Source organism: Paenibacillus sp. FSL K6-1122 (assembly GCF_037977015.1).
Classification (GTDB): Bacteria; Bacillota; Bacilli; order Paenibacillales; family Paenibacillaceae; genus Paenibacillus; species Paenibacillus amylolyticus.
In genome coordinates, this window is the sequence record NZ_CP150272.1 from 5,635,412 (window position 1) to 5,654,239 (window position 18,828).

An 18,828-nucleotide genomic window follows, 5' to 3' on the forward strand; every position below is an offset into this window, starting at 1 on the left:
TAAGATCAATACATTCTATACTAAAAATTCACGGTAAGGCACCGTCCACACCACATCATGTGCGAGCCGGTGTCCTTGATACCCGTCTTCACCGTAAGCTGTACCATGATCGGAAAAAGCTAAACAAAAGGCAGGCCGGGCGCGTTTTCTCATCGCCTCAAACAATGGTCCAAGAGCCTCATCTACATATCGAAGTGCAGCTCGCTGAGTCTCCACCGAGTCCTCCTTGGCTCCTTCTACAAAGTAACGATTGGGTCCATGAATGGCAGACACGTTCAAAAACATAAATATCTTTTCATCCGGCGCTGTCTGTTCAAGCAACTTTAATGCATGCTGTACCTGATGCTCTGTCGATTTGGGGTTGGTTACCCCAAAGTTCATTCGCCAGTAGCTCTGTTGGAAATAGCCGGGCAATACTTTCGCAAGCGGGTTTTTTTTCGTAAAAAAGATGACGCCGCCAATACAGATGGTACGGTAACCTTCAGTTGCGAACCCGGATACGATATCCGGTGTATCAAACAGCCAGGTGTGCGGATGTGTTTTGAGCCCAGTATTTCGGGAATGAAATAGCCTTACATGAGATGCCTTATCTGTATTGGCAGGAGTCGGCATAAAACCACCAAAAAAAGCATGGTGCGCCGCATATGTAAAACTGCCTGGGGTATGACGCTTCTCCCACGGACCCGAACCACACAGATTAGGACAATTCTCCTCTTCCAGCTTGGCTACGTCATAGCGTAACGTATCCAGCGTAATCATTAACAGATCATGGGAGCCCACAATGGTGTTCATATCAGGCATGTTGAATAGGCTCCTTTCGTAAAAGTTCCATTTCCCACTCATAGGTTCCGAGGCCATGATGCTCAACCCTGTATAACAGATCTCCAAACGGATTCACATCCAGCACATAAGCACGCGGATTCGAACCACTAGTAAGCATCACATCAATCCCGGCTGACCACGAGTTGGGAAATGCAGACATGGCTGCTTGCGCTGCCGACCGAACCAGCGACATCCGCTGTTCACCCAGCCCTGCTTCAGCAGGCAGCATACGTTCATTGCGCAGATGCAGATTGGTAATTGGCGTATGGCTCAACCGCATAATCGCATGACCTGCCTGTCCACCCGCAACCAGTTGGCGGATATCATAGGCCCGTTGATCAAGCGTGGCTTTGGGCATCCATCGTTCAATCTGCGCACCTTCTGCACATAACCAGTTCATCAGCGTAGTAATCTCTTCACTGCGGGTATACTTGCGTAGACGTCCTTCATTGAAGAAAATCCTCTTGCCCTGTCTCTGTTCCACCCCCATCGTTGTTACAGCGATTTCATCACCCGTTCGAGGATTGACTTGATAGGCAACAACTCCTGAAGCCCCGGAGCCGCACGCAAGCTTCACAAACACACGATGCATCTCGGCAGACTTCATTGAGCTACGCAGGTCCATATAATTACGGATTGGCCGCGAAAATTGCAGCGCCGGAGGTACATCAACTCCATGTGAAGATAGATGTTGCTGACAAGTTCTCTTGTCAAACATCAATTGGATATCGGCGGGATCATTCATGAATCGGACTTCAGACCATATCTCCCGAGACTCACGGCCGATTCGATCCAAGCATGCTTTCCAGCCACGAAACCACTGGGCGGGAGCGTAGATTCTTCCCCACTCCTGTTCCAGCGCAAGTGCCTGTTCTGCGGAAAATGCTTCTGTACCCATCCCAGCCGTTAATGTTGACGAATCATTCATAGCTCCAAGGAACAGTAGTTCACGCTCCACGTCCCAATCCTCACCAGGAGCATCAATCCGAATCAGGGGTACAGGCAGATTGAAATCTACTGTATCAGCGATGGTTCGTCCGTGTCTCCAATTCTGCAGCAATTGAGCATATGGCAGTACAACCGCAGGTTTCAGACCCAATCTATGCCTAGCCTCTTGCAGCCCTTGTGTTCGTCGGTTATCAGGGTTTCCGATCAATAAAAAGGGCTGATCTTGTGTTAGACCATGCACATCTATTGGCTGGTGCAGGCTTTCATTCATTTCCTTTACACCTGACATCGACTATTCCGTTAACGATGGATAGCGCCAGTCATCCTCATCACTCTGTTGCTGGTCGCTAACATCTACAGATATACCCGATCGGTTCCAGCGACTGATCATTTCATTGGTCATGTAATGGTAACTTAGATCAAGATGTTTCAGTTTCTTGATCTTGTCACTGGCAAGCAACGCCTCAGCCCCTTCATCGGACAACGTTCCTTGCGATAGATCCAGTACTTCAAGTTGATCCAGAATAGGTGCTTCAGCTGCTGCTTTGGCAATCTCATCCTGAATTTCACTGTCTTTCAGACCCAAGTAAACCAGCTTTGGAAACAATCCTTTTTCTAGCAAAGGAAGCACATCTTCAAGTGATCCATTGAAACCATAATTATCCACACCCAGGTACAGTTCCAGTTTACGCAATTCAGGCAACTTGGCATGGGTGATTGAAGATAACACTTCTTTCGGGAGACCACCACATATAATAATCAATTCTTCAAGCTTGGCATGCTGGAGTGGTTCCAGACTGAGGCCGCTACTGCCCATTACAGAGAATGATTTTAATTCTGGAAAGGCACCTAACAGTGGTGTGAGATTTGTCTGGATAATCCACGATACTTCACATTCTTCGAATCCCATATCTCCAATAAACAGTTTCTTCAATGACGGAAAGCTTGGAGCAGACTCGACAAGCGTACCTATGAACTCGTCAGGCGAATTTTCATAAGCCTGTCCCCAATCTCCGATGACCAGACTTTCCAATGAGCTAGCCTCCGGTTTAGCTGCCAGTTCCTTAATTAATTTTTCCATACGAATGCCGTCCTCATAATCATCGTAAGATACAACAAGCTTCACTTCTTGCATGAGTAGATCCCTCCATTTAAGGTTCATATGTGATTCGTTAGTTTGAATGTTAACCCATACCACACAAGGCTTGCAACTTCTTCCAACTCCAGTCCCAATGAGATTCCCAATCGTGCAATGTAAACCATTTCTAATGTAGGTACAAGAACATACGTTCTGATATGTAGTCGCAGAAATAGCTATCTTCAATTAGGTATATGGATGGACCCTCACCAAACCCGATCAAACACTTCATTTCATAGAAAAAGCGTTAATGGCGGATGAAGCATCCCATCGGAATGCTTCTGTCCTTCCATTAACGCTTTGATGTTCACATATCATGAAGTTAAATCAAGTTGTTTCATTTAGTCTTAGCCTTCAAGTCTGGATACAAGCGCTCTCAGCGCATGACCACGGTGACTAATCGCCTGTTTTTGCTCAAGCGTCAGCTCTGCCATCGTCATCTCGTATTCAGGTACATAGAAGAGTGGGTCATATCCAAAACCGCCAGCACCTGCAGCTTGAGCCGTAATCCAGCCTTCCGCAGTGCCTTCTGATTCATACTTATCACCTGTTGTCGGATCGTACAGGACCAGCGCACAAACGAAACGAGCCGGACTTAGTAGCGGCTGCTCGGTGTCCTCACCGGATTTCAACGTCTCCAGCAACTTCGCATTATTCTGTGCATCCGTTGCTCCTTCGCCTGCATACCTCGCTGAATATACTCCCGGCTCACCATCCAACAGGTCTACACATAAACCTGAATCATCTGCCAGAACCGGCAAACCAAGCGCATCACCAACCGCTTTGGCTTTCTTCCAGGCATTCTCCGCAAACGTTACGCCATCTTCTACGACATCCGGCAGCTCCGGATAGTCAAACATACTCTTAACCTCTTTGCCAAGTGGTGCGAAAGCATGAGCGAATTCACGGACTTTCCCCGCATTGCGGGTTGCAACAATGAGGATTGGGCTGTCCAAACTCATCTTAGGCTTCCCCTAATCCACGCGCGCCGATCTTGAGCGCAATCGGTCCAAGCACTTCTTTTTGACGCTCAATCATCTCCAAAATCCCCTGCTCGCCCAGTTCCAACATGGCGTTCAGCTCACGGCGATCAAATGGTGCTTCCTCACCTGTTCCCTGAAGCTCGACGTATTTACCGCCACCTGTCATCACCAAGTTCATGTCTACCTTGGCTTTGGAATCTTCATCATAGTTCAGATCCAGTACAGGCTGTTCACCCACAACACCCACACTTACTGCGGCAATGAAATCCGTAATCGGGAATACTTGCAGTTTGTGCTGTTGGGAGATCTTGTTCACGGCAAGTGCCAGCGCTACAAATGCACCGGTAATGGACGTTGTGCGTGTGCCTCCGTCAGCTTGAATAACATCACAGTCCAAGGTAATGGTACGCTCACCAAGAGCCTGCAGATTAACTACCGAGCGCAGTGCCCGACCAATCAGACGCTGGATTTCCATGGTTCGTCCAGTTAATTTGCCACGATTGGCTTCACGTTGGTTCCGGGTATGTGTTGCACGTGGCAACATGGAATATTCAGCTGTTACCCAGCCTTTACCCTGCCCTTTCATAAAGGGTGGTACACGTTCCTCTACTGTAGCTGTACAGATCACCTTTGTATCTCCAACTTCAATCAGTACAGAGCCCTCGGCGTATTTATTCGTGTTCACTGTTAAATTCAGCGGGCGCAGCTGTTCGCTGGTTCGTCCGTTTGATCTCATATTTTCTGCCTCCTACGACTTAAGCATCCTGTAATGTTGAACTTATTCACACTTTTAGAGATTGTTCAAAAAGCTCGCTTTTGATTACGAAAAATGCCTTAAGGCATCATCAGCATCGAATATGGAATTCAGCCGAATAAGCATAAGCTTACGAAGTATGTTTCCTTCGGAAACATTGTAGTTGCTCACGTAGTTTGCCTACGCTCCGCTACTCCATTTCTAGCTTCATCCCATCTTCTCGGTACTGAAAACCGATCTTTTTGAACACGTATTTTTACTAATCCCTTATATTTTACCAAAGAGTTCGGTTAAAAGCATCCTTAAGCATTCCTTGGTCTTTAAATCGGAATTTCGTTGATATATTCAGGCTTGGAAACCGGCGCACTGTAATCCCTGTTGTCGTCACCCATGACCGTTTTTTGGCCGTTCCACTCGATCTGTACTTTGGCATCCTTGCTGGCTGTGTTCTCCGCAGTGGTTAATACGACAGATTGTAACAGCTCGCTTGGCACGATATCCCCTTCGGCAAACATATCATCTTTCAAGGCAACCGTGACCGTGCCATCCTCTGCCGTTTTGACCGATTGCAGCTCCGTTCCGCCTGTCATGACCTCTTCCAGTTCTCCATCTTTGTCAGGTCCTTTGATCAGTTCGTTCAATGCTGCCTGCACCCGATCTTCACCAGGTGTAACCAGACGTGTCACTGGAACATAATATTGGATGCCCGCTGGCGAAGCAGCGGAGAAATAGACCGTTACCGGGCTGCTGTTGGTCACAAACGTATCACCCAGATCCAGATTGATTCCCACAGCCCGATTCAGCGGTTCAGGCAACGGCGTGCTGTTCACAGGCATTTGTGTTAACTTTTTGCCATCCACCCAAATCTGCACATTCTCCACATCAGGCGTTCCCGTCAATGTCCACGTGACAGCTTCTAGCATTTTCCGTTCTTCCTTCGCATCATACTTGGCAAAATTACCCGAGAACTCAACAACCGCCAGCTTGTCATCCGCGTGAATCGTTACATTCTGCACAACCGTTCCCTGCGGGAGAACGCCCTGGAATCCTTCAGGCAGCATACCCGCATAGGCCCCGCCTGTGACAAGTGTATCCAGAGCTGTCTTTGGACTGCTTGCGTCTGTTCCAGAAGGAAGTGTCAGGGATACCGGAGCGAGCAGCCCCTGCTGGTCTTGCAGATATACCGTCGTTAACGGGAGCATTGCGAGTGCTCCATTCCCTTCGGCCGCTTGAATCATAGCCGCTTCCTGGATGGGCGGTGGTGGATCAACAGCTTCGGAAGACTGTGCTCCAAACATGCCGCAGCCTGACAACACCATAGGAATACTCAGCAGCGCTGCTGCCGATACCGTACGCAAAGAATGGATCTTTCTCATGATCACGTTCCCCCTCATCATTTTTACAGTTTGTACTACCATGTATACGAGCCTTTGTCCAAAAAATAACTAAAAGATAATAAGAAAAATGTCTATCAACGCACTTTCACGGAAGGCAGACCGTTTTTAGCTGAAATTTTTCATGTGTTAATCGAATTGTTCAACTTCACTGAAACTTATAATTTTATTATCTTAAAGAAACGTAAACCAGGTTAATAACGTATTAGGAAGCAAGAGTAGGGACATTGCTAACTTCAGAGGAGGAATCGCCCATGGAACATCCTGAGCAAGAAAAAATCCCTTACAGCCTGAATAGCCGCAAGGTGGCGGAGGCAACAAGGGAATGGCTGCATAAGCGGGGCGTCACGATCCCTGAGATCGCAGAGCTGGTCATGTTATTGCAACAAAAATATTATCCAGGTCTTACGATGGAAGAATGTATCGAAAATGTGGAGATGGTTCTCCGTAAACGTGAGGTACAGAATGCTGTTTTGACCGGAATTCAGCTTGATATTCTGGCAGAACAGGGGCAGCTCATATCTCCTTTGCAGGAGATGATTGAGAACGATGAAGGACTGTATGGCGTGGATGAGATTTTGGCATTCTCCATCGTCAATGTATATGGCAGCATTGGATTTACGAATTATGGTTATGTGGACAAGCTGAAACCAGGGGTGCTTGAACGACTGAATGACAAGAGCCTGGGCCCTGTCCACACGTTCTTCGATGATATTGTCGGTGCGATTGCATCAGCAGCGAGCAGTCGGATCGCCCATCGCAAACAATCCGAGCTTGAAGAAGCACTGGGAGAAAAACCTGTTAGTGATGACGCCGTATAATGCGTAAATCGTTTCATAAATGAAGCCATGTGGAACATTGGACATGTGTATGGATGCTTCGTGAAATGACTGTTCAATAAAATAACTGTTCATGCAAAAAAGCGGCCTGATGGCCGCTTTTTTGCATGTGTAACGATACATATTGGATAATCCACATTTTATTATTTCAGATGTTTAGGTCGTACCGTTCCCACCAAACCAAAACCTTCAACCCAATTCTGCTCGGAAGGTGAACCAGATGTTGCCCGTTTCGGTCCAATCGTGATTTCCGGGCCTTTGCGTTCTCTCAACATGCCACGCAACACCGTGATACCGAGAATGCTGAGTCCGGTAAATACATATATCATCCGCATGATGATGTTGCCAGAATCCGTTCCGGTAACCATGCCGTGAACCAGCAGACCAATGAACACCGGATAGGACAACATGTGGAACATGAACCACCATTTACGGCCCAGCTTGTTCCGCAGATCACTGGATAACAGGACAATCACTAATCCGTAGAAGGCTAACGTTCCCAGACCACTGCCGATCGGATGTACGGAGGCGGTAAAAGGAATCAGAAGTTCTCCCCAGGTAAATGGGCTGTAATGATCAATATATAACGTTAATGCGTGCACGAGTCCAAGTCCGAAGGCGAGCCAGGTCGTTCGGGTATGCCATTTGAACATGGCTGCTTTTGGTTTGCCTTTGGCCATAGGCATCCCTTGCGCAATACCCAGAAACACACCGGCAAAGAGCAACACATAAGCAGCAATTCCACTAATTCGAATGATATTCCACGTTGGCAGGTAATCTACAATCCATTGTGCCATAACCGGCTCCCCCATATCTGTTAGACTTGTCCTCGTTTATAATAGACTGAAGCGATGATCCGGATCAAAACCGGGCCAGTGCTCAGCAAGCGTATCCGTATTCCCTCTAAAATAATTACTCCCATCCCGTGTCATCCACAGGACGTCATGCCGATCGTAATGTCGGTTTAACCAGCCCACCGCCTCGGCACTCCCCAAAATGCATACCGTCTTGGCAATGATCTCGCATTGCGAAGCATGCTGTCCCAGAACGGTACACTGCAATACGTCCGTATCTGCCGGCTCCATCGTCCGGGGGTCAATGAGGTGGTGTGCAAAGCTTCCATCCGTATTCTGCCATTGTCTGCGGGAAATACCCGAAGTGGCAACAGCTCCTCGCTGTAAACGGATCGCTCCCGACATAGCACCCTGATTCTGCAAAGGATCTGCTACTTGCAAGGTCCATTGGGAATGGTCTGGTGAACCCCATACTTGAATATCTCCACCCGCGTTAATCAAACCCGCTGGAATATGCAATGTTCGCTGCAACCAGTCTGCGATACGCTCTACTGCCCAGCCCTTAACAATGCCTCCCAAGTCCAACTCAGCTCCGGGGTCCAGATGAACCATCCGGCTACCTTCCCGCTGGATCCAGCTCGGACGGCTGTGGTCATATCGATCTTCCATCCAGCCTGATGATTCAGGTGTTCTCGTTCGCAATACACGTTCAATTAATGGACGTTTCAATTGTCGTTGCTGCACCTTCTCGAAGCTTAGATCATATCCCGAAGCCTGAAGAGCCTGCGAGATACCCGGTTGAAAAATCCCTTCGGTCAGGCCAATATATCCATAGGCCAAACTCAAAACTTCATCCATCGCAGCGGAGATGGGCATCCATCCGGTTGAAGCATTCAAACGATTCAGTTCACTGTCTGCAACAAATCGGCTGAAGCGCTGCTCCTGCGTCTCAAACCAATTCTTCACCACGGTTGCTGCATGTTCAGCTTCTTCCCGCCCAGCTGACAGTTGCACTTCAACATCCGTGTTCATCGCACGGAATTGAAATCGGAGCGGACGAGCAACTTGCTCCGTGCGGCTCATGATGCACCTGTACGTGACTGATAGTTGCCACTGCTGTATCCGGAGTCTGTAACCTGGTTATTTTGCCCGATACGCTGAGAATCTGAATAATTCCCCTCGTTACTGGAGCTCTGATCTGGCCGAGCTGCTTGTGTGCTATCGGATGTTCCATTATATTGACTATCATTATTGTCATTGTCCTGCGTGTTCCAGTTGTTGCTGTCCGTTGTACTGTTGATCCATTCATCCATCACATCATCATGCGTATCCACTTGGCTTGAAGCAGTAACGCTTGTATCTGTGCCATTTGCTGCTGCATAGGCCACATCAAAGGCATCCGAAGTTCTTACATATTGAAAAAGTGCAGCCACAGTCAACGTTGCTGCCGCTGAAGCTTGCCATTTTCTCCATTGATTCCGTTTTCTTCTGGTCATCGCTCTTCCCTGCTTTCTTTAGCGAAGTTCATAGATGTATCATAGGCGCGCTGGCTTAAAAATAGATGAATGAACCGTTAAGAGAGGCTAAAAAGGCCCAGAACAGGTGAATTTCCTGTCCCGAGCCTCTATATAAGATCGTATTATCATTCCATATCGATATCATCATTCCGTTTAGATTTGAAAATAGAACGTGCCATCCGGTTGCTGCTCTTGCTTCACTAGTTCGCGTCGAATTAACTCCTGCAAATGGGCTAACGTCTCACTCATGGCAAACCGCAGTTGATGGGTACCCAGCCGATTGCCAAACATGTGCACACAGATGTCATAAGCATTCGCCGGTGACTCCTGAATTCGCTCCGTCATCTTCTGAAGACGTTCCTCGTGATGAGCCAGCAATTGAACTGTCCGTTCGTTGAACTGGGCAAAAGGATTCCGATGCCCCGGATACGCCTGCTTGACATTCAGCTCCCCAAGACGTTGCAATCCTTCCATATAAGACAATAATGGCTGAGGGTCACTGCCGGGTTGCAGACTAATATTCGGTGAAATCTGTGGCAAAACTGCATCTCCGCACAGAATCTCCATGGACTCCGGCGCATAAAAGGATAAATGGCCTGGGGCATGTCCACCCGTCTCCACAGCAACCCAACGTTTCCCGCCCATATCAAGCCACTCGCCATCTTCAATGGGTGTCACCTTCGGAAGTGGTGTGATCTGCGAAGTAAATGCCTTCATATGTTCATGTATCTGCTCAGTCTTGTCTTCCGGCATACCATGACGACCATAATAATCAGGTAATATTGTATTGATGCGTGAATCAGGTCCCCACATATAGTCGGCCTCTTGGCGGGAGCGTGTGGACATTCGAACGGGTGCCCCCGTCATCTGTTGCATCCAACCCGACAACCCAAGATGATCGGGGTGATGGTGGGTCAGTACAATTTGACGAATATCGCTAAAGGTCAGGCCGAGATCTGCCAGTGCTTCACTCCACTCCTGTTCTGTTTCCGAATTACGCGGTCCCGGATCTATAATAGTTATCTTCCCATCCGATTCTGATAACACATAACTGTTCACCCAACGTAAGGGAAACGACATGCTGATCTTGACCCGGTGTATGCCCTCTGTCATGGGCATCTCTTCTGTGCGCTTCATGTTATCCCCCTTCCAAACTGTCTCTGTTCACTCTACAGGACGACGACCAACAAAAATCATGCGCGGAGAAGTCTGCTCGTCATATTTCTCTTCGTCATAGCCGCCATGTACCTGATCTACCCGGAGTCCGGCGGCACTTAACATCTGACTCAGTTGTTCCCGTGTGTACAACTTCACACGTTCCTGATATACCCGCGGTTCATGTCCGGATGTGGTATCCGTAATGCGAATTTCCTTTTGCACAAACCCTTCCTCAATCTTGCGATACTCCTCAATACGCTGTCCTTCATCCTCTCGAACGGAGTGTTGCACCAGATGACGCGTTACATAAGCCGTATTCATAAAATCAATAATATAGCTGCCACCTGGGCGAAGCATGCGATGAATGGCACGTAATACTTTCAATTGTTCTCCGTCCTCCAGGAAATAACCAAACGATGTGAACAGATTAACTACAGCGTCAAAGCCACCTTTCAGCGGCAGTTCACGCATGTCTGCGTGACACCAAGATACTCGGTGTTCAGTGTCCATTAGGCGCGCTTCGCGTAAAAGTACATCGGACAGATCAACTCCGGTCACTCGCAATCCTGCATCAGCAAGTGCCATGGAGTGACGTCCCATACCGCAGCATAGATCCAATACTTCAGCATTCGGCTCAAGCTTCAACCAATTAATCATTTTATGTACTTCCTGATGGGCACCCTGCACATCCCGGTGCTTGTATACGAGAAGATAATCTTCTCCAAAACTCTTTTCATACCATTCCGTCATCCATTCTCGCCCTCCACTTGGTCACTGGCTCTCTATCTGTAGTACGCTATGTACAGGCCTGATCATTTCCACTAGCTTTAATGTATTGTAACGTCTTTATTCTGCAAACTCAAAAAAATCCAGTAATTTTCCAACATTGAAGAGCCAAAATGCACACGATATAATGTTAGACATATGCCTGCAAATCGGTTAATTATAAGAGGTTGTTCAAAAAGCAACAGGAGGTGTTCTTATGATTCGCATCGGACTTACCGGATGGGGGGATCAGGAAGATCTCTATCCAAACCGTACCAAAGCCAAAGACAAGCTCAGTCTATACGGACAATACTTCTCCACCGTGGAGGTGGATAGTTCCTTCTACGCCGTTCAGCCGCGGGATCGAATGGCGCGATGGGCCGCAGAGACGCCCGAATCCTTTGCTTTTATCATCAAAGCCTATCAGGGAATGACCGGACATCTGCGGGGCAAGCCCTACTTCACCAGCACGTCGGAGATGTATAAGGCTTTTCGGGAATCACTGGAACCGGTCATTGAAGCCGGCAAGATGCAGGCAGCCTTGTTTCAATATCCGCCTTGGTTTGAGTGCAATAAAGACAACGTGAAAGAGCTTCGTGAAGTGAAACTGAGAATGGAGGGCATTCCGTGTGCCCTGGAATTCCGTCATCGTAGCTGGTATGAAGGTGACATGCGCGAGCGGACGCTTTCGTTCCTGAAAGAGCAAGGCTGGATTCACAGCGTCTGTGACGAACCTCAGGCAGGTCTAGGTTCTATCCCCATCGTGCCACAGGCGACGGATTCCGAGATGACACTGGTTCGCATGCACGGACGTAATGTGTCCGGGTGGCATCAGAATGGTGCGCCTAATTGGCGCGAGACCCGTTATTTATACCGTTACAACAAGGAAGAATTGTTGGAATGGAAAGGGTATCTGGAGCAATTGCAGGAGCAGAGCAAGGATGTCTATGTTATTTTTAATAACAACTCCGGTGGCGATGCAGCAGCGAATGCCCAGATGATGATGGACCTGCTGGACCAGCCAGTGAAGCCTTTCCCTGACCGTTCTGAACCGGAGAAGGAAGAAGGACCGGAGCAGCTAGAGCTATTTTAATACGTGCTATAAACGGAGTTATTCATATTATTGGGTGAAGGTAAGTGTATTTATCATTGCTATTATGCAGATCGGATTCGAAATTGGAAACAAACTAAAAGCGGCAAGCCCGGGGGCTTTGCCGCTTTCTTTAGCTGGTAATCTCCTATAGAAGGCTATCCACAAATATCCGTTCAGTTGCGTCAAACATCAGCGCTGCGCGGCTGTAACCGAAGAATCGATATGCGCCTCACGGAGCTTCTGGTTCATTTTATACAATTCAATGCCTGCCAAGAGCACAATGCCGATCCCATGGGTATCGTTTAGATTCCATCCCAGATCATCGCGATAATACAAGGCGGTAAACGAGTACCCGGAACCCCGGCATACCCCGTATATATTGCCTTTATAGTCAATCGACAAACGTGTCATGCCTTCCCATCCTTGGCGTACTGCCTCCAAATAAGGCTCTGGCTGTTCCAGCCAGCCTTCCCGAATACCACGGGCATAGGCGTAGATGAACATGGATGTGCAGGAGGTTTCTTCATACGAATCCGGGCGGTTCAGCACCTGATGCCATAGTCCATTTTCCCCTTGCAGCGCCAGATAACCTTGACTTAAATCACGATAGAAAGTTAGCAGTTCCGACCGTTTCACATGATCATTTGGCAGGATAGATAACAATTCGGTTAATGAAAATAGCACCCAGCCGTTCCCCCGTCCCCATGGAATACCTGTCGCCCGACCACGCACAAAATCATACACGTGGGACATGATCTGTTGTTCGGGAAGGTAGAGGTATTTACGGAACATCAGGAACTGATTGACCGCATCATCCCAATACGTCGCATCTCCTGTCAACTGACCATAACGCATCAGAAAAGGTGTACTCATGTACAAGTCATCACACCACATCGTTTCCTGACGCATCTCCCCACTGCCGCGAACCCGGTAAAAGGCGCCATCCTCCAGACGTTCTTGCTCATCCGTAATGTAGCCTGCAATCCGATCCGCAGTATCTCTTCCCCCACGAATATCACCGAACTCCATCGCAGCAAGCAAAGTGGACCCAAACGAACCGCAATCATCCAGGCTGTCGATGGCAGACAGTTGATTATTAATCCCTGCCGCACCGTACCCTTCCCGATCCCACAGACCATAGCGGTCAAATGAAGTGCTCAGTTCAATATGTTGCCGCACATACTGAATGTAATCATCCCGTCCCAATTCCTGTCCCGTCTGTAGCAGTCCAAGCAGGGTAACGCCAAGCGGATAATTCCACTTTCCGTAATGTGTATTCTCCAGATAGGGACGGACATGCGTATCAGGAAGATCTACTCGCCAATACACACCTTGTGCGCCATCATCAAATACGGTATCTGTTCGCACGATGTCGGCGTGGGATGGTTCAGCACCGGGAGCAAACACACCCGTGTACAGCCAGGGGTTAGAACATCCCGCAACCGGATGAGGCGATTTCAGTCTCCAGCCTTTGGAATCCGAACGCTCGGCATATTCCAACGTGAATCCCCATGAGCCGCCGACTGCCTGAATTTCACCTTTCGCCACCAGATCGGATGTACCGTAACGGCGAGGAAGTTCAACGCGGAAATTACCGCTGCTTCCAGCAGAGTATACTTCCGTGCCATCCACATACAGGGTCAAAGCTCCATCATGACGACCTTTTAAAATAACTGGTGATGTTCCTGGCAAAGTTACATCCAATCTGGACCAGGCGTAGGCAACAGCGGGCTTTTCTGTACCAAAGATGCGGGCAAAAGAACCCATGCTCTGCTCCTCATCTGTCCAGCCCCTGCGCGGATACCAGGTAAGACCCGTTTCTTCTTCCGTCATGCCGTCACGAGGAAGAGATACTACAGGTTCATCGACGGGTTCCGAATATAACCAGCCCTCTTGACCCTGACGATCTGCCCCAGGAGTGAGGAAGTGCAGCGGGAAATTTTTGAACGAGGCTGTTCCGTAGATACCGCCGAATCCCACTTCTGTTTTGACAAAACACAGCAATACATCATTCCAGCCATAGTTCACGGAAATCGGAATCTGGGTTCTTCGCTCAGGAAATAATTCCTGCAATAGCTCAGACTTGAATACCTCTTCACCGTTCACGTAAATCGTCACCGGACTATAACAGTTCAAGCCCGTATTTAACGTTGTATTCTGCTCGCTCCATAACTTGCCCCATACATACACGTACTGCCCTGCATGCCCCCCAACGCATTTCTCATTCAGATTCAGGTTGTAACGATAGTCCCCTAGCCTGCGAAAACCTCCCTGATGATAAGCTCTGAACAAAAAGGAATGTTTCGGATGATCGCCAATATAACGCTGAGCCACCGTAGTTAATATATCCGGAATTGAATCGTATACCTTGCCTGCAATCGCCTCGTTCTCATGAAAATAACGAATGATCGTCAGCTCCCTTCCTTATACCTTGATTCGTTCGCTTAGCCGCAATGTTTCTCCACCCTGCACTTCAACAACCTGCTGGTCAGCCGTGAACCAAACCGGGATGGCAGACGGATTATGGATGATGGATCGATCAGCCGAACACTCGAGTCGTTGTACCGCTTTCCAATAGGCAATCACTTCGATGTTCGTGGCATACCAGATATCGTCCCTGCCGCCAATCTGCTCACCAAACTGTTCGATGATCTCCCAGTTGTCGTTGTCATTGAACTCATAACTATGACCCCAGACGTAGAGTAATAGTGGTGTACCTGTTTTGGAATGTTGGATAAAACGTTTGGCATGCCCCGCCAGATCATGGTTATGATGACACGTCGGATGCCATTCAAGCGGCCGATCTGGCAACGTGTATCTGCCATGTGATTCAACGGTACGGGCATAATCAATGCCAAGCCACTCCAGCTTTGTACTTAACGCACGGTCGTACCCTCCGTTGGGATAAGCCATGCCTCGTACCGGATAACCGACGAGCTGCTCCAATGCTTTTCGGTCTTCGATAATCTCTTCGGTCAATAGTTCATTCGGAACATAAGGCAGCGTAGGGTGAGTAACCGTGTGAACGGCTACTTCATGCCCCGTATAAAGTTCAGCGACTTCCCCAGCCTCAATGCGGCCTGGATTACCCAGGGTACCGGAGTTCAGATTAAAGGTTCCCCGTAGACCATACCGATTACAGATTTCCACCAGTCTGCGATCATGCACCACTCCATCGTCATAACTGAGTGTTAACGCTTTCATCACACCACCTGGATAGCGATCAAACTGAATACGATGTCCCATTCCTTACTTCCACTCCTTTATCCCAATTCTTCAACAGGTACATGACCTGCATCCTGTAATCGATGATGTTCTGAATCAAAATACGTGCCTTCCAGCAGGCCGATCAATGTGTTGGTAATCCGCACTTCAATGTCGTTGTCTCCCGCACGCAACCAGGAGGCCTCTCCCTTCCAGCGATACGGAGACCAGCATCTTACACCCAGGCTATGTCCGTTTACCCGCACTTCCACCACATCTTGCACACGCCAATCGCTAAATTCCAGTTCAAACGAGGTAATAACTTCCCCTGGCTCATCCAGCCAGAACGTGCGTTTATAACTCATTTCCCCTGCAAAATGGGGATACAGCGGCTGCGGTTCTGGTCCGATACAAAGGGCCGTGTCCGACTCCCGCACGAGCGAAGCCATGCCTTCATGATGGAACTCCACACCGAATCTTCCCTGTAGATACAAGGGATCCACAATGCCATCCTCATCTTTCGTTACCTGTACGATGACGGTCATTTCGTTGAGACCGCTGTGCAGCAACTCCGTAATCTCACAAGCGATGTTATTGTGGTCGGTTATTTCGATTGGATCGAACTGTTCTTTTCCAAGTGATTGCCCATTAATCTCCATCGACCAAGTGCCCGAAATCGCCGCTCTGTCCATAAATAACAAACATGCGAGCAGTGCCGTTCTTAGCTCAAATGTAGTCGTATATCGACATTCGATGGGATAGGCTAAGGATGCTTTTTTCGGTGTGCCAAATACCTGATTAAACTGGATTGGCAGATGCTGCTGCTCCGATAATTCTGCCGCTTGATCAATAAACGGTTTCACAGCTACATGCTGGCTTTCCAGAATCACACCATTAGCATTGGAAGCCTGAAGATAGAATTGTCCCATTCGCAAAATGTTAGGCTGCACCGTTTCGAGTCGCCATGGCCCTTCCGAAGGGACCATGATCTTACAGGCTTGATTAGCTCCTGCCAATACATCCGCTCCGAACGTCGAACCCGTTTTGTCTGTTACATCCACCTTCGTTGTTAATGCCTCTTCCTTCGCAGGTTGTAAAGTAAGACGAACAGCATGCGCTTCATAAGGCGCAAGTGTTAGTGAAATGCACCATTCCCCACCACTGCTCGTATACGGCAATGTCTGAAGCCGCCCTGTCTCCAGATCAAGTCGTTCTGCCACAATACAAGCACCCTCTGTCAACTCCGTTCCATCCCACAGCTGTCTGGCGACCAGCTTCAATTGACCAATCAGGTCCTGACCCTCCTGATTGGTCAAAAAAACCATATGCTCTCCAGACGACAATTGACGGGTATGCATCAGCAGGGAGGCACTTTCCTCCTCCATGATCCAACAGATGGGTTCCGGCAATACCTGATCGAGCAGGAGAGAGATTAGCTCCAGCGAAAAGTCATCTCCTTGCCCCGTTCCTGCGGGTAGAAAATAAGCATTCCCCTCACCCTGATGCCACATGGTTTCACGGTTATCGTGATCTGTTGTCACGTTACGGCCCCAGTACACCTCTTCCGGCTGCTCGCCCGCATCAAAGAACTGGGCAGCTTCATCTCCCTCTGGACTTCCCTGCTGAATCGCAATATGTGGAGGCATCCCAACAGAGATGACAGTTCCTCCCTGTTGAACAAATCGCTTCACCTGTTCCCAGGCCACGGCCTCCAGATTCAGCATCGGTGGCAGAATTAATACGTCATAACGGGCAACGCCGAGCTGAATGATGCCATCCGTTAAGTCAGCTTCAGCCAACAATTCGGGATCAAGGTGATCATAGTCACGTCTGTTTTCGAGCAGATGTGTCGTGATCCTCATCCAGTCCTTCGTCAGGCGCTCCAGTTGCACCCGTTCTGCTTCGTCCTCGCCGCTATACTCAAATCCATGCAGCGGATTACCCATCAGACTCCAGAATGTCGTCGTTGGGTCAAGTACAGCAATTCGAATGTCTGCTGCTCCAGTGCTCATGAGATAGCTCAAACGTCCGGTGTAATCCCCTAACTGCCGGAAATGCTTCCAGTAGGGATTCTGTAAAAATTGAGATGGCGGTGCGTCATGCTTCACAAGCCCACCAATCGTATAGAAAAAGGCGTGAAAGTTATAAAAATTGGTGCCCATGGCGGCCATTCGATCAATCATCCACTTGGCATCCTGTAGCGTCATGGACCAGCCTACACTGTGAAAACATTCAATCAGATTGCGGCTTCGGCCCAATTGCCGGGCAAGCGAACTGACCATCTTGGGATTGTCACGCATCTTTTGACCATATCGTTCCAGAATCCACGATAAGGATCGTCCAATTTTCTCATGTGCTGAATCACCACCTGGCATATGGCTAAACAACTGGGTCGTCATCCGTACACCAGGCACTTCAGCCGCATACTGGATTCCTGCTTCCTCACACCAATCATGCACCTGTTTGTGATAGGACTCCCTGAGAAGCAGGTGCAGTGACTGGTAATAGTCATACCGAATACGATGCGCGTCCGGAACATCACCATATAACAGCGCCGGTAGCGAATCGATCAGACTATAACCACAACGCTCGCTGAAATAACGGGGAAGCTGTTGCGACCAGGGGATACGACCCAGCGGTGCAATCTCATCCGAGAACATGCCTTTGATTACGCTTTCAAATCGATCTCCAACCGCTGACTTATAACGCTCATGTGTCAGTTCAATAAAACGACTCATCGCTTCCTTGTGGCAAGGATCAACAAAGTTGCCGTAATATTTGAAATCATCGATCTCCATTTCTTGAAATATAATCAACTCCCAATCACCCGGGGGAACATCCCACAACAAGCGGAACGCTGTTCGGTAGGTGAAGAACCGCTTGCGGTTATACGAGGTGAGTCCTGTCTCCTGATAGACCTGATCGGTCTGGATATTGCCGATTTTGCTGCGCAGATCGATGGACCCATGCCACAGACGCTTGCCCTGTTCATCCTTGGGAATCGCCTTGGCAACCAAGACTCGTCCCCATGGCAACTCCATATCCACAGCTTCTCCGCCCTGAACCACCAGTTGGTGATGCACGAGCTGTCGTTGCTTCGCTTCAGGGAAATCAAGGGTCACTTCCCCACCAGCCATCCCGCTTGGATATGGATATTCGTCATATAACCATACCTGCATGCCGTGAGCAGCCGCCGCTTCCACTGCAATCCGCACCTTATCAAACCACGCTTCCGACAGATAGGGAATTTGCAGTCCCTGACGTGGACAGATGAAGAATCCACCTACACCTTGCGCCGCCATCTCAGCCACTTGCCGCTTTATCTGTTCTTCTTCCATATCCCCGTTCCAGAACCAAAAGGGATGGACCCTGTACTGCGCCTCGGGATTTTCAAAAGCATCCCCGTTCCACATGTTGCC

At 48.8% G+C, this 18,828-nt stretch carries 16 protein-coding genes; 2 read left to right on the forward strand and 14 right to left on the reverse strand.

What is annotated here, in order from left to right; genetic code table 11:
• Positions 1–15: 15 nt before the first annotated feature.
• From NSQ20_RS25250 to NSQ20_RS25275, 6 genes are all read right to left on the reverse strand, one after another.
• Entirely contained in the window at positions 16–801 is a 786-nt protein-coding gene (locus NSQ20_RS25250; RefSeq protein WP_340031098.1) for an STM4013/SEN3800 family hydrolase, read from the reverse strand.
• Complete coding sequence (locus tag NSQ20_RS25255; protein ID WP_340031099.1) at positions 794–2,041, reverse strand: STM4014 family protein; 1,248 nt, start codon at positions 2,039–2,041, stop codon at positions 794–796. The genes NSQ20_RS25250 and NSQ20_RS25255 overlap by 8 nt, the downstream gene beginning before the upstream one ends.
• 21 nt (positions 2,042–2,062) lie before the next feature.
• Positions 2,063–2,905 (reverse strand): STM4015 family protein, encoded by an 843-nt coding sequence (locus NSQ20_RS25260; protein ID WP_211084587.1) that lies wholly within the window; start codon positions 2,903–2,905, stop codon positions 2,063–2,065.
• A gap of 350 nt (positions 2,906–3,255) precedes the next feature.
• Positions 3,256–3,870, reverse strand: coding sequence for an XTP/dITP diphosphatase (locus NSQ20_RS25265; RefSeq protein WP_340031100.1), 615 nt, complete (start codon positions 3,868–3,870; stop codon positions 3,256–3,258).
• Position 3,871: 1 nt separating this feature from the next.
• Positions 3,872–4,627 carry a ribonuclease PH gene (rph, locus tag NSQ20_RS25270; protein ID WP_017692572.1) on the reverse strand — a complete coding sequence of 252 codons (756 nt, stop codon included), beginning with the start codon at positions 4,625–4,627 and terminating at the stop codon, positions 3,872–3,874.
• A gap of 338 nt (positions 4,628–4,965) precedes the next feature.
• Positions 4,966–6,021, reverse strand: coding sequence for a GerMN domain-containing protein (locus tag NSQ20_RS25275; protein WP_036605874.1), 1,056 nt, complete (start codon positions 6,019–6,021; stop codon positions 4,966–4,968).
• Positions 6,022–6,293: 272 nt separating this feature from the next.
• On the opposite strand from NSQ20_RS25275, the gene NSQ20_RS25280 reads away from it, so the two are divergent.
• Positions 6,294–6,860: a phosphatidylglycerophosphatase A gene (locus tag NSQ20_RS25280; RefSeq protein ID WP_017692570.1), complete on the forward strand. Its 567-nt coding sequence runs from the start codon at positions 6,294–6,296 to the stop codon at positions 6,858–6,860.
• A gap of 161 nt (positions 6,861–7,021) precedes the next feature.
• On the opposite strand, the gene NSQ20_RS25285 is transcribed toward NSQ20_RS25280, so the two are convergent.
• The 5 genes from NSQ20_RS25285 to NSQ20_RS25305 all read right to left on the reverse strand — a co-directional run bounded on the left by NSQ20_RS25285 (position 7,022) and on the right by NSQ20_RS25305 (position 11,097).
• Entirely contained in the window at positions 7,022–7,675 is a 654-nt protein-coding gene (locus tag NSQ20_RS25285) for a ferric reductase-like transmembrane domain-containing protein (RefSeq protein WP_053061408.1), read from the reverse strand.
• 36 nt (positions 7,676–7,711) lie between these two features.
• Positions 7,712–8,755, reverse strand: coding sequence for an FAD:protein FMN transferase (locus NSQ20_RS25290; RefSeq protein ID WP_051446925.1), 1,044 nt, complete (start codon positions 8,753–8,755; stop codon positions 7,712–7,714).
• Positions 8,752–9,168, reverse strand: a complete 417-nt coding sequence (locus tag NSQ20_RS25295) for a hypothetical protein (protein ID WP_340031101.1) — start codon at positions 9,166–9,168, stop codon at positions 8,752–8,754. The genes NSQ20_RS25290 and NSQ20_RS25295 overlap by 4 nt, the downstream gene beginning before the upstream one ends.
• A 174-nt stretch (positions 9,169–9,342) precedes the next feature.
• Positions 9,343–10,326 (reverse strand): MBL fold metallo-hydrolase, encoded by a 984-nt coding sequence (locus tag NSQ20_RS25300; protein WP_076253307.1) that lies wholly within the window; start codon positions 10,324–10,326, stop codon positions 9,343–9,345.
• Between the two features lie 27 nt (positions 10,327–10,353).
• The gene (locus NSQ20_RS25305) at positions 10,354–11,097 is read right to left on the reverse strand and encodes a class I SAM-dependent methyltransferase (protein WP_100527764.1); all 744 of its coding nucleotides are present in this window, start codon (positions 11,095–11,097) and stop codon (positions 10,354–10,356) included.
• Positions 11,098–11,329: 232 nt separating this feature from the next.
• Here NSQ20_RS25305 and NSQ20_RS25310 point away from each other — a divergent pair, with 232 nt between their 5' ends.
• Complete coding sequence (locus NSQ20_RS25310) at positions 11,330–12,205, forward strand: DUF72 domain-containing protein (RefSeq protein ID WP_253502937.1); 876 nt, start codon at positions 11,330–11,332, stop codon at positions 12,203–12,205.
• 189 nt (positions 12,206–12,394) lie between these two features.
• Here the strand turns inward: NSQ20_RS25310 and NSQ20_RS25315 are convergent, their stop codons facing one another.
• The 3 genes from NSQ20_RS25315 to NSQ20_RS25325 all read right to left on the reverse strand — a co-directional run bounded on the left by NSQ20_RS25315 (position 12,395) and on the right by NSQ20_RS25325 (position 18,822).
• Positions 12,395–14,539 carry a glycoside hydrolase family 88 protein gene (locus tag NSQ20_RS25315; protein ID WP_340031102.1) on the reverse strand — a complete coding sequence of 715 codons (2,145 nt, stop codon included), beginning with the start codon at positions 14,537–14,539 and terminating at the stop codon, positions 12,395–12,397.
• A 90-nt stretch (positions 14,540–14,629) separates the two neighbouring features.
• Positions 14,630–15,451, reverse strand: a complete 822-nt coding sequence (locus tag NSQ20_RS25320; RefSeq protein ID WP_036605864.1) for a polysaccharide deacetylase family protein — start codon at positions 15,449–15,451, stop codon at positions 14,630–14,632.
• 17 nt (positions 15,452–15,468) lie between these two features.
• Positions 15,469–18,822 (reverse strand): glycosyl hydrolase, encoded by a 3,354-nt coding sequence (locus tag NSQ20_RS25325; protein ID WP_340031103.1) that lies wholly within the window; start codon positions 18,820–18,822, stop codon positions 15,469–15,471.
• Positions 18,823–18,828: the final 6 nt, after the last annotated feature.